Raw genomic sequence first — 11,839 nt, forward strand, 5'->3', positions numbered from 1 at the left:
AAGCTCTATGCCTACTGGATCGTGGTGAACTACCGCGAGGCCTACGGGATGCATGCCTCGAACGGCATCCTGTTCAACCATGAGAGCCCGCTGCGGGGCGAGACCTTCGTGACGCGCAAGATCACGCGCGCGGTCGCGGCGATCCATCTGGGTCGGCAGGAGAAGCTGTATCTGGGCAATCTCGACGCCAAGCGCGACTGGGGCCATGCCAAGGAATATGTGCGCGGCATGTGGCTGATGCTGCAGCAGGACAAGGCCGAGGACTATGTGCTGGCGACGGGCGAGACGCACACGGTGCGCTCCTTCGTCGAGAAGGCCTTCGCCGAGGTCGGAACCCAGATCGACTGGATCGGCACCGGGGTCGAGGAGAAGGGCCTGGACAAGGCGACCGGCAAGGTCCTGGTCGAAGTCGATCCGCGCTATTTCCGGCCGACGGAAGTCGACCTGCTGATCGGCGACCCGACCAAGGCGCATGAGAAGCTCGGCTGGCACCACGACACCGGCCTCGACGTCCTCGTCAAGGACATGGTCGCCGCAGACCTCGTCGTCATGGCCAACGCACCCGTGTTGCATAATGCCTGAGCATCGCACCCGCACGTCTTCCGTCGCCGCTGGGGCTCCTGTCTCCGGCGCCGGATGGCCGGCCGGTGACGAAAATGGAGTGGGGCCGTGAAGATCCTCATCCTCGGCCTCAACTATGCCCCGGAGAAGGTCGGCGTCGCCGTCTATACGAGCGGGATGGCCGAAGCGCTCGCGCGTTCCGGCCATGAGGTCGAGGTGGTCGTCGGCCAGCCCTATTACCCGGCCTGGAAGGTGGCGGAGGGCTACAGCCGCTGGCTTTACAAGCGTTCGACCGAGAACGGCGTCAAGATCCTGCGCTGCCCGCTTTATGTGCCGGCGCGCCCGAGCGCGCTTCGTCGCGTGCTGCACCATATGAGCTTTGGCCTCGCGGCGTTGTTCCCGATGCTGACGCGTGCCATCGCCAGCCGCCCCGACATCGTCTTCACGGTCGCGCCCGCCCTCATCTCCGCGCCGGTCGCCGCGATCGCCGCACGGCTCTCGGGTGCGAAGAGCTGGCTGCATATCCAGGATTTCGAACTGGAGGCTGCCTTCGCCACGGGCCTGATGTCAGAGCAGGGACTGCTTCCACGGCTCGCCTCGTGGTTCGAGCGAACCACCCTGTCGCGCTTCGACGTGGTGAGTTCGATTTCCGATCCGATGTGCCGCAAGCTCGCTGCGAAGGGGGTCGCGGCCGAGCGGATCGTCCAATTCCGCAACTGGTCCGACATCGACGCCGTGCGCCCGTTGGAGACGCTCTCGCCTTACGCCGAAGAGTGGGGCGTGCACTCGCCGCATGTCCTGCTTTATTCCGGCAACATCGCCAACAAGCAAGGCATCGAGGTCCTGGTCGATGCGGCGCGCCTTCTTGCCGATCGCAAGGACCTCACCTTCGTGGTCTGCGGCGACGGCCCCAACCGCGAACGGCTGGAGCGCCTCGCCGATGGCCTTCCCAATCTGCGTTTCTTCCCGCTTCAGCCCAAGGAGCGGCTTGGCGAACTGCTCGGGCTCGCCTCGATCCATGTCCTGCCGCAGATCGCCGGCGCCGCCGATCTCGTGCTGCCCTCGAAGCTGACCAATATGTTGAGCTCCGGCCGCCCGATCATTGCGACTGCCGATCCGGGCACGGCGCTGGCGATCGAAGTCGAAGGCTGCGGAGTTGTGACGCCGCCGGGAGACGCCGAGGCGCTGGCAAAGGCGATTACGAATTTGATGGAAGACGCGGCGCTGCATCACCAATGCGGACAGAATGCGCGTCGCCGCGCCGAGGAGCGTTGGGCCAAGCCGAGCATATTGCGGGGTTTCGAAGCGAAGCTGTCGGCTCTTGCTGGTCGCCATTCGCATACGGTCTCCGGCGCCGGGGACGTTCTGCCATGAAGCATGATTCCATCCGCAGGCGCGAAGACCGGAGCCCTGCATCGACGAGTCTTAGGCGCAACGGCCAACACCGAGAGCTCGGACGTGGGCGACGCCATGCCGAATACGAAGCGGAGTAGCAAGATGCCCAGAGTGTCTGTCGTTGTCCGCAGCTACAATGAGAGCGAGCACATCGGGAAGCTGATGCGCGGGCTCGCATCGCAAAGCCACCAGGACTACGAGGTCGTTCTCGTCGATTCCGGCTCGACCGACGATACGGTCGCAATCGCCGAGAGCCACGGTGCCCGTATCGTGCGGATCGACAAGTCGGAATTCTCCTTCGGGCGCGCGCTGAACATCGGCTGCGCCGCCGCGGAGGGTGAGATTCTCGTCTTCGCCAGCGCCCATGTCTATCCGCTGCGGACCGACTGGATCGCCTCGCTGATCGCGCCCTTCGAGAGCCCTGCGATCGCCCTCACCTATGGCCGGCAGGTCGGAAACAGCGTCAGCAAGTTCTCCGAGCATCAGGTGTTCGATGCCTGGTTTCCCGCCCATTCGGTGGCGCGGCAGGCCAGCTATTTCTGCAACAACGCCAATTGCGCCATCCGCCGCTCCGCCTGGGAGGAGCGACGCTACGACGAGACGCTGACCGGCCTCGAGGATCTCGCCTGGGCCAAGCTCGCACAGCAACAGGGCGGCCAGATTGCCTATGTCGCCGAGGCGGTGATCGCCCATGTCCATGACGAGACCTGGGCGCGTGTGCGCAATCGCTACCGCCGCGAGGCGATCGCGCTCCGACGCATCGAATCCAATATCCGCGTCTCGTTCCGCGACTTTCTCGGGCTTGCGGCTGCCAATATCGCCGAGGATATCCGTCGCGCCCGCAAGCAGCGTGTGCTCAAGCGCGAATGGCGCTCGATCCTGCTGTTCCGCTTCAACCAGTTCTACGGGACGTGGCGCGGGCAGACGACCCATACGCCGATCGACGCCGCGCTCCGCAACCGCTTCTACTATCCCGCGAGCCAGGCAGCGCCGCATGCCGCACCAGCCGAAAGCACCACGGCGGCGGCTCGCGAGCGCAGCATCCAATACGACTGACCGGCTCGCTTGTCGCTCGGGCGCCGGGGGGCCGGCCGAAATTCAAGACAGATCGTGCCGTAAATGAAGATCATCAATTTCATCGCTTCCGTCGACATGCGCCAAGGTGGCCCGGTCGAAGGACTGCGCATTACCGGCGAGGAATTGGGCCAGCGCGGCCATGTCGTCGAGGCCGCGAGCCTGGACGACCCGGCGGCGGATCATGTGGCCCGCTTTCCGGTCAAGACCCACGCGACGGGACCCGGAATGCTGCGTGGCCGCGTCGTGCCTGGCTTTTCCCGTTGGGTGCGCGAGCACGCGGACGACTACGACGTCGCCGTGGTTCACGGGCTATGGAACCCAGCATCCTTTGGGGGGCATGGGGCGCTGAAGCAGTCCGGCCTCCCCTATGTCGTCTTCTCCCACGGCATGATGGATCCGTGGTTCAACGAGAAATATCCACTCAAGAACGTCGCCAAACAGGCCTTCTGGCTGGCGATCCAGGGGCCGGTTCTGCGCGACGCGCACTCGGTGCTGTTCACCTCCGAGGAAGAGCGCCGCCTGGCGCGGACGTCCTTCCACCGTCATGATTATCGCGAGCGCGTCGTGGCGTTCGGGGCCGCCGACGCGCCGGATCGCCCGGCGGCTCAGGCAGAAGCCTTCGCCGCCGCGCTGCCGGAGCTCTCCGGCCGGCGCTATCTGCTGTTCCTGAGCCGCATCCACCCCAAGAAGGGCTGCGACCTGCTGGTTAAGGCGTTTGCCGCCACCGCAGATCTGCAGCCTGACCTCGACATCGTCATCGCAGGCCCGGATCAGGTCGGCTGGCGGGCCGAACTGGAGCCGCTTGCCGCTAGCTTCGGCATCGGCAGCCGGATCCACTGGCCGGGCATGCTGGAGGGGGATGCCAAATGGGGCGCCTTCCGGGGCGCCGATGCCTTCGTGCTGCCGTCGCATCAGGAGAATTTCGGTATCGTCGTGGCCGAGGCGATGGCTTGCCACACGCCGGTGCTGATCACCGACAAGGTCAATATCTGGCGGGAGATCGAGACATCGGGTGGCGGTCTCGTCGAGACGGACACCGAGGCCGGCATCGAGCGCATGTTGCGGGCATTTCTCGCGCTGCCGACCGCGGCGCGGCGAGAGATGGGCGAGCGCGCGCGCGAGGGCTATGAACGCTTCTTCGGCACGGGGGCCGCAGCCGAGGACCTTCTGAGCGTACTCCATGAAGCGATCGAGACCGGGACGCGATGAGCAGCAAGCTGAAGACCGAGACGGCAAAGGGCGTTCTCGACGCTTCCAAGAGCGGCGGCGTCCATGGCGGCGCCTATTTCTCGCTGAAGCATCGCCTGTTCCGCGCCGTCTGGAATGTCGTCTGGCTCGTCTTTGCCTCCTGGACGCCCCCTCCCCTGCATCCATGGCGGCGCTTCCTGCTGCGCCTCTTCGGGGCGAAGATCGGCAAGCGGACCCGCATCTATGGCAGTGCCCGCATCTGGTATCCGCCGAACCTGGAAATGGGCGACTATTCCGTGCTCGGCTGGAAGGTGAACTGCTACAGCCAGGGCAAGATCGTGCTGGAGGACTACGCCAATGTCGCTCAATACGTCCATCTGGTGACAGGATCGCACGACATCGACGATCCGAGCTTCCAGCTTTATACGAAGCCGATCCGCATCTGCCGGCACGCCTGGATTGCCTCGGACGCCTTTGTTGGCCCCGGCGTCACCGTCCATGAGGGCGCCGTGCTCGGCGGGCGCGCCGTTGCCTTCCGCGATCTCGACGCCTGGACCGTCTATGTCGGCAATCCGGCGCGGGTGGTCCGACCACGCAAGCGGTTCGACCTCTAGCCGGCATCCGGACTTCCGTCGGCTCCCCTCCTCTCTCGCGGAAACAGCACGATCCATGGGCGAAAAGATCCTTCTGACCGGCGGGTCCGGCTTCATCGGTTCCGAGATCGTCGATCTGGCGCTGGAGCGCGGCTTCAAGGTCCGCATTCTCGATATCCGCCCACCCCGCACGCCCGCGCATCTGGCGTTCTGGCGCAAGGTCGACATCCGTGACGCCGCAACGGTATCCGAGCAGATCGCCGAATTCGCGCCGGACCGTCTACTGCATCTGGCCAGCGACATCGACGTCACCATCCGGACCCTGGCCGAATTCAAGACGACGATCGACGGCACGGCGAATGTGCTGGCCGCAGCCGCCAGGCTGCCGGAACTGAAGCGCTTCATCCATGTTTCGACGCAGTTCGTCGTGCGTCCCGGTGTCGAACCGGAAGATGAGCGCTATCTGGAGCCCTACACGGTCTATGGCGAGGCGAAGGCGGAAACCGAGAAGCTGGTCTGGGCCGCCAATCTGCCGGCACCCTGGTTCATCCTGCGCCCGGTCATCATCTGGGGGCCGAACCACCCGACCTTCGCGCAGCAGATTTTCCGCCATATGGGAACGCGGCGCTATCTCCATCCGGTCGGACGCGAGCCGATCAACCGGGCCTTTGGCTATGTCACCAATGTGGCCGAGCAGATGATGATATTCGCCACGATGGATCCGGCGCTCGCGAGCCGGCATGTCTATTATGTCGGCGACGGCACGATCGACTATGATCTCTGGGCCGACGCTTTCTCGGTAGGCCTCACCGGCAAGCCGGCGCGCCGTATCCCGGTCTGGCTTCTGAAGCTCATGGGGACGGCGGGCGACGCGGTCAAGGCGACCGGCCTTCGCTCTCCCATCGATTCAGGGCGCGCGTTCCGCATGTCGACCGCCAGCAAGGTCGATCTGTCGCCGACACTGGAGATCACCGGTTCGCCGAAGATCGGTTTCGACGAGGGCGTCCGACGGACGCTGGAATGGCTGCGCCGACAGGGCGAAGCATGAGAGAAGAGGAACGGAGCAGGCCGATGCGAGCTGTGAACGGAGTGTGGACGGCGTGCAGCGTCGCCGGGCGTCTAGCCATTGCCCTGGCCGCGATCATGGTGCTGGCCGGTGCGGGTGCCATGGCTGCCACCACTTGTCCGCCAGCGGCGCTCTCGGTTGCCACGACGCCGGTGCCGATGCAGAACGTGGATAAATACACGATCTTCCTCGACCAGACGAAGAAGCTCGGCAATCCGGTGGACGTCGTTCTGTTCGGCGACAGCCTGATGGAGGGCTGGAGCGCGCTGACGCCGCCGCTCAAGAACTACAAGGTGATGAATCTCGGGCTCGGCAACGACACCACGCAGAACACGCTCTGGCGCCTGCAGCAGATCCAGTCGAACAAGCTCGACCCGAAGATCGTCATCATGACGCTCGGCACCAATAATCTCGGGCTCGGCGATCCGGCCTGCGGCATTGCCGAGGGCGTGCGTCAGGCGCTGAGCGGCACGCATGCGCTGTGGCCGAACGCGCAGATCCTCTATATCGCCATCCCGCCGCGCGGCCCGTTCTTCGACTTCCGCGACGATGTGCGGATCGCGGCGAACAACGAGATCAAGGCATTCGCGACGGAGAATCCCTGGGTCGAGTTCATTAACGTCGACAGCCGCATGACATGCGATTTCTACGGCAAGGTGGGCGACGTCGACCGGATGATCGGGTGGATGTGGCCGCCCGCAAGCCGCTGCCCCAACTACAAGTCCGACTCTCTGCATTGGAGTTCGGACGGCTATGCCATTCTCGGCCAGGTCATCGGCTCGAAGCGCGAGCCCTGACCGGCAGAGCGCAATCGCCTTCAGGCGAAGGCATTGGTCAGGATGAAGATGGCGGATTTCACGATCGCGTAGACGACCCCGGAGACCAGCACGACCGAGGTCGCCGTCAGCAACAGGCCGGCAATGATCCACACGCCGTCCCGCTCCAGCACACCAAGTGCCAGCATACAGATGGTCAGCGCCGGCAGCATGTTGCCAAGCGGAATCGGCAGGAACAGGATGATGGCGAGGGCGAAGCAGACCGCGCCGATCCCATATTCGAAGGGCGGCCGCGTAATCCCGCTGAGGCGCGGCTTGAGCAGCTTCTCCGCCCGTGCCAGCCAAGGCTCGGCCTTGTTCATCAGCGCCGCGAAATCCCGTCTCGCGATCGAGCGGTTGGCAATCAGCTTCGGCAACCAGGGTGGCCGCCCCAACGCCAGTTGAGCCGCCAGGAAGATGAGCGGCGCGCCCAGCACGGTCGACGTCCCCGGCGGGGTCGGCAGCACGTTCGGCAGCGCGAAGATAAGCAGCAGCGCGCCGATGGCGCGGTCCTTCATCGCCAGGAGCATATCGGCGATGGCGATCCTCTCGCGGCTGGGATCATCGGCGATCTCGCGCAGAAGTTCTGAAAGTCGGCGGGGCCGAACTGGGCCGGCTGCCGCCGAGCTGGATGGCTCTTCGAGGAGCATGCGAACGCGTTGATCCGTGATGCGGGCGCTTGGAGAGGTAAGCGTCCCTTAGCATGAAGCGGGGGCGGACACCATCCGCCCCCGAACTGTGAAACCGGCCGCCGCAGGGGCGCGAACCCAACCTATTCCTGCCGCTGTCCCGTGAGGCTCAGCAGCAACTGGAAGAGGTTGATGAAGTTCAGATAGAGCGAGAAGGCGCCGAAGACCGCCATCTTCTGCCGAGATTCCGCATCGAAATGCTCGGCATATTGTTCCTTGATCGACTGCGTGTCCCAGGCGGTGAGGCCGACGAAGACGACGACGCCGATCATCGAGATGGCGAATTGCAGCGCGGTCGAGCCGAGGAAGATGTTGACGATGCTCGCGATGATGACGCCGATCAGGCCCATGATCAGGAACGAGCCGAAGCGCGAGAGGTCCCGCTTGGTCGTGTAGCCGTAGAGGCTGGTGGCGCCGAACATCGCGGCGGCGATGAAGAAGGTGCGGGCGATGCTCGTCCCGGTGAACACCAGGAAGATCGACGCCATGGACAGGCCCATGACGGCGCAGAAGGCCCAGAACATCAACTGCGCCGACGAGGCCGACATCTGCTGGATGCGGAACGAGAAGAAGAGAACGAAAGCCAGCGGCGCCAGCATCACCACCCATTTGAGCGGCGACGAGAAGATCGGCACATAAAGTGCCGGCGTCGTGCCGACGATCAGGGCGACAATACCGGTCAGGACCAGTCCGAGACCCATATAATTGTAGATGCGCAGCATATGCTGGCGCAGCCCCTCATCGAAGAGGGCGCCGTCGACCCGGGCGCCTGCCTGCCAGCGCGATCCAAAATTCGGGGTGTTCATTCCGTGTCTCCCTGCTGTGTCCAAATCAGTTGAGTGAGCCGGCCAGTTGCTCGGCGGCCCGTTCGAGATCGCGCGACCCGGCAGCGGCGACCAGCGCATAGGCAACTTCGCCGCGCTGCCAATAAGCGGCGTTCAGATCGCCGTCATGCACCAGCGTTGCCGGAACGACATCGAAGATCCCCGGGCGCGCCGCGAACAGCGACAAGGTGCCGATCGCGCCACCGCGGATCGCCATCTCGACGCTCGGCCCGTTGCTCGACGGAAAGATCTGCGCGTCGGCGACCTTCCAGTCGGCCGGAAGCGCGGGCATGCCGATCGCCGTCGCGGCGCGGATCTCCGCCGGATCATAATTCGGCGCCACGGGCTGCGAATGCATGCCGGCCCGCAGCAGCGCGGTGCGGTGGGCGCGGATCGCTTCAGCGACATAGGCGGGCGGCGCCGCCGAAGCAGCTACCTTGCCGATGCCGAGCGAGCCGAAGCCGAGATGGGCCGCGCCCCAGCCGATGCCGACGAGGATCAACGCCGCGGCGACGCCGCGAAGCCTGCGGAAGAAGCGATCTCTCGAAAGGCCACGCTCCAGCCGGCGCGCCGCGTCCGCCGACCGCGAATCGATCCGTCGCGGCGCATCGCCGAGCGCCAGGCGCAGTTCGTCCCGGATGCGAAGATCGGCCATTATTTGCATAGCGGCTTGGGGATTGCCGGACAGCCATGCCTCGACCTCGATCCGGCGGGCAGCAGGCAGTTGATCCTCCAGATAGGACTGGAGATCGAACTCGGTCACATCTTCAACGCGACGATCCATCCGACCCTCCCACGACCCAGAGATGCGCCCGGCGTTCGTCGCCGGCTTTGCCGCCATTTTCCATGGCGCGAAGGCTGGCGCGGGCCCGGGAAAGCCGGGACATGAGCGTCCCGATCGGAACCTCCAGCGTCACGGCGGCCTCGGCAAAGGTGAACCCTTCGATGGCGACGAGGTGCAGCGCGGCCCGCTGCTCTTCCGGCAGCGCCATAAAGGCGCGGCGCACCTCCGCGAGGCGCATGTGATCATCCTGCGCCGGGGCGAGATGGGGATCCTGCAATTCGGCGACGCGCTCCATCCGCCGGGCCTCGGCGCTGCGGGAGCGCTGCCGGTCGATGAAGACATTGTGGAGGATCGACAGCAGCCACGGCCCCAGCTGCCGGCCTTCGCGATAGGAGCCGCGCTTCTCATAGGCCCGCAGCAGGGCCTCCTGCACGAGATCCTCGCTATCGATATCGCTACGCGTCAGCGACCGCGCATAGCGGCGCAGCGACACGAGATGACCGACCACATCGAAACGGCTAGTTTCTGCAACCATGCTTCATATACGGAACCGCGGCCGATCTTCATCCAACGTCAAAACGAAAAAGCGATGTCCCGGCGGGAAAGCGAGGCGAAGGCCCCCTGCCCTCGCCTTTCTCCAAGCCGCCAGCATATTGTCCTTTGGGCCGCCGTCGATCGAACGCTGTCGATAAAGACAATGTCATAGGGCGCGAACTATGATGGGTCCAAAGTGCATCGTTGCGGCGACACAGGGAGAACAGGATGTCGGAAGCCACGCTCAATCCTCTGGCGGGAAAGCCCGTTCCGCGCTCGCTGCTGGCCAACATCCCCCGGTTGATGACTGCCTATTTCGCGCTGACACCGGATCCAACGATCCCCACGCAGCGCGTCGCATTCGGCACGTCCGGTCATCGTGGCTCCGCCTTCGCCGCCGGCTTCAACGAGGCGCATATCCTGGCGATTACGCAGGCGGTCTGCCTCTATCGGGCCCAGGCGGGGATCACCGGGCCGCTCTTCATCGGTATGGACAGCCACGCCCTGTCCGAGGCGGCGCAGACCTCCGCCATCGAGGTCCTGGCTGCCAACGGCGTCGAGACCTTCATCGACGAGCATGGCGGCTATACGCCGACGCCGGTGATCTCGCATGCGATCCTGACCTATAATCGCGGCCGCACCGAGGGCCTGGCGGACGGGATCGTGATCAGCCCGTCCCACAATCCGCCAGACGAAGGCGGCTTCAAATATAACCCGACGAATGGCGGCCCCGCCGATGTCGATGTCACCGGCTGGATCGGCAAGGCAGCCAACGCGTTCCTCGCCGCGAAGCTCGAGGGCGTGAAGCGGATACCCTATGCCCGCGCCGTGAAAGCGGCCTGCATCCACCCCTATGACTTCATCACCCCCTATGTCGCCGACCTCGCCAATGTCGTCGATATGGAGGCCATCCGCGCGGCAGGCGTGCGGATCGGCATCGATCCGCTCGGCGGCGCGGCGGTGCGCTATTGGGAACCGACGATCGAACGCTACAAGATCGACGCCACCGTCGTGAACGACGTCGTCGATTCGACCTTCAGCTTCATGACGGCGGATTGGGACGGCAAAATCCGCATGGACTGTTCCTCGCCCTATGCCATGGCGCCGCTGATCGCGCTTCGGGACAAATTCGACGTCGCCTTCGCCAACGATACCGACGCCGACCGCCACGGCATCGTCACGCCCTCCGGCGGACTGATGAACCCGAACGCCTTCCTGGCCGCGTCAATCGCCTATCTGTGCGCCAACCGGCCGGAATGGAGCGTCGACAGCGCCTTCGGCAAGACGGCCGTCTCCAGCGGCATGATCGACCGCGTCACCGCCAAGATGGGGCGCAAGCTCGTCGAAGTCCCGGTGGGCTTCAAATGGTTCAGCCAGGGCCTGATCGACGGCACCCTCGCCTTTGGCGGCGAGGAAAGCGCCGGCGCTTCGTTCCTGCGCCGCGACGGCTCGGTGTGGACCACGGACAAGGACGGGCTGATCATGGGCCTGCTCGCGGCCGAGATCACCGCGCGAACCGGCGGGGACCCGAACCAGCTCTATCAGTCGACGACCGCCGATCTCGGCAAATCCTATTATGCGCGCATCGACGCCCCGGCGACCGTCGAGCAGAAGGCCATCCTCGGCAAGCTCGACCCGGCCAAGATCGACGCCAAGGAACTGGCGGGTGAGCCGGTTCTGGCCAGGCTGACGCGAGCGCCCGGCAACAATGAATCCATCGGCGGCATCAAGGTCGTCACCGAAAATGGCTGGTTCGCCGCGCGGCCTTCGGGGACGGAGAACGTCTACAAGATCTATGCGGAGAGCTTTCGCAGCGCCGAGCATCTCAAGCAGATACAGACCGACGCCCAGGCCGTCGTCGCGCGCGTATTCGAGGCGCCGTGAACGACGCCGCGACCGGGGCGCCGCGGTCCTCGCCGCTGGCCGAGGTGGAACGGAGCGGCGAGGATCGGCTCGCCGGTTCGGGCAATCTCTGCTGAAGCCGAGAATCGAACGGAGGCGGCGCTCTTCGGTCCGGGTCTTCCCGTAGCGCTACGACTCCGGCGGCCGTCGCGCGGGTCGAAAGGCGCTGCGATCGCAGGAATCCGCGTTCGCTGCGGCGCGCCCGCCAAACCAGGCGGCCGCCACCCTGACCGAAGCGCAACCGCCCGCTCGATGCCATCGGCCGGGCGGTCCTTGACGCGTTCTCATTCCAGCCTCCGACCACCGGCTGACCGGCTCGGAATGCCCATCGTCGCAGGCGTCCCCTCCACGCGTACCGCTCGATCACGCCTCTGTGCCGGCCGCGCTCGTGCAAGCCGTGCGCCGCACGGC

Annotated in this window: 12 protein-coding genes; 8 read left to right on the forward strand and 4 right to left on the reverse strand. The window is 65.2% G+C overall.

The window, feature by feature from the left end; all coding sequences use genetic code 11:
* From OSH05_RS24955 to OSH05_RS24985, 7 genes are all read left to right on the forward strand, one after another.
* A partial coding sequence (locus OSH05_RS24955) for a GDP-mannose 4,6-dehydratase (protein WP_266352766.1) occupies positions 1-582 on the forward strand: 582 nt, incomplete at its 5' end.
* A gap of 87 nt (positions 583-669) precedes the next feature.
* The gene (locus OSH05_RS24960) at positions 670-1,935 is read left to right on the forward strand and encodes a WcaI family glycosyltransferase (protein WP_104221627.1); all 1,266 of its coding nucleotides are present in this window, start codon (positions 670-672) and stop codon (positions 1,933-1,935) included.
* Positions 1,936-2,058: 123 nt separating this feature from the next.
* The gene (locus OSH05_RS24965; protein WP_165801759.1) at positions 2,059-3,012 is read left to right on the forward strand and encodes a glycosyltransferase; all 954 of its coding nucleotides are present in this window, start codon (positions 2,059-2,061) and stop codon (positions 3,010-3,012) included.
* Between the two features lie 63 nt (positions 3,013-3,075).
* Entirely contained in the window at positions 3,076-4,242 is a 1,167-nt protein-coding gene (locus OSH05_RS24970; protein WP_104221625.1) for a glycosyltransferase, read from the forward strand.
* Complete coding sequence (locus tag OSH05_RS24975) at positions 4,239-4,835, forward strand: LbetaH domain-containing protein (protein ID WP_207778844.1); 597 nt, start codon at positions 4,239-4,241, stop codon at positions 4,833-4,835. Before OSH05_RS24970 ends, OSH05_RS24975 begins: the two co-directional genes overlap by 4 nt.
* Positions 4,836-4,890: 55 nt before the next feature.
* The gene (locus OSH05_RS24980) at positions 4,891-5,862 is read left to right on the forward strand and encodes an NAD-dependent epimerase/dehydratase family protein (RefSeq protein WP_165801758.1); all 972 of its coding nucleotides are present in this window, start codon (positions 4,891-4,893) and stop codon (positions 5,860-5,862) included.
* A 23-nt stretch (positions 5,863-5,885) separates the two neighbouring features.
* Entirely contained in the window at positions 5,886-6,677 is a 792-nt protein-coding gene (locus tag OSH05_RS24985; protein ID WP_165801757.1) for a GDSL-type esterase/lipase family protein, read from the forward strand.
* 20 nt (positions 6,678-6,697) lie between these two features.
* Here the strand turns inward: OSH05_RS24985 and OSH05_RS24990 are convergent, their stop codons facing one another.
* From OSH05_RS24990 to OSH05_RS25005, 4 genes are all read right to left on the reverse strand, one after another.
* A complete protein-coding gene (locus OSH05_RS24990; RefSeq protein ID WP_104221622.1) occupies positions 6,698-7,345 on the reverse strand; it encodes an exopolysaccharide biosynthesis protein in 648 nt (215 codons plus the stop codon).
* Between the two features lie 122 nt (positions 7,346-7,467).
* On the reverse strand, positions 7,468-8,190 hold the full coding sequence (locus tag OSH05_RS24995) for a Bax inhibitor-1/YccA family protein (protein ID WP_104221621.1): 723 nt from the start codon (positions 8,188-8,190) through the stop codon (positions 7,468-7,470).
* 25 nt (positions 8,191-8,215) lie between these two features.
* The gene (locus OSH05_RS25000) at positions 8,216-8,992 is read right to left on the reverse strand and encodes an anti-sigma factor family protein (RefSeq protein WP_104221620.1); all 777 of its coding nucleotides are present in this window, start codon (positions 8,990-8,992) and stop codon (positions 8,216-8,218) included.
* Positions 8,976-9,527, reverse strand: coding sequence for a sigma-70 family RNA polymerase sigma factor (locus tag OSH05_RS25005; protein ID WP_104221619.1), 552 nt, complete (start codon positions 9,525-9,527; stop codon positions 8,976-8,978). Before OSH05_RS25005 ends, OSH05_RS25000 begins: the two co-directional genes overlap by 17 nt.
* Positions 9,528-9,754: 227 nt before the next feature.
* On the opposite strand from OSH05_RS25005, the gene pgm reads away from it, so the two are divergent.
* The gene (gene pgm / locus OSH05_RS25010) at positions 9,755-11,410 is read left to right on the forward strand and encodes a phosphoglucomutase (alpha-D-glucose-1,6-bisphosphate-dependent) (protein ID WP_104221618.1); all 1,656 of its coding nucleotides are present in this window, start codon (positions 9,755-9,757) and stop codon (positions 11,408-11,410) included.
* The last annotated feature ends 429 nt before the right edge of the window (positions 11,411-11,839 follow it).

This window comes from Kaistia algarum, from assembly GCF_026343945.1.
Classification (GTDB): Bacteria; Pseudomonadota; Alphaproteobacteria; order Rhizobiales; family Kaistiaceae; genus Kaistia; species Kaistia algarum.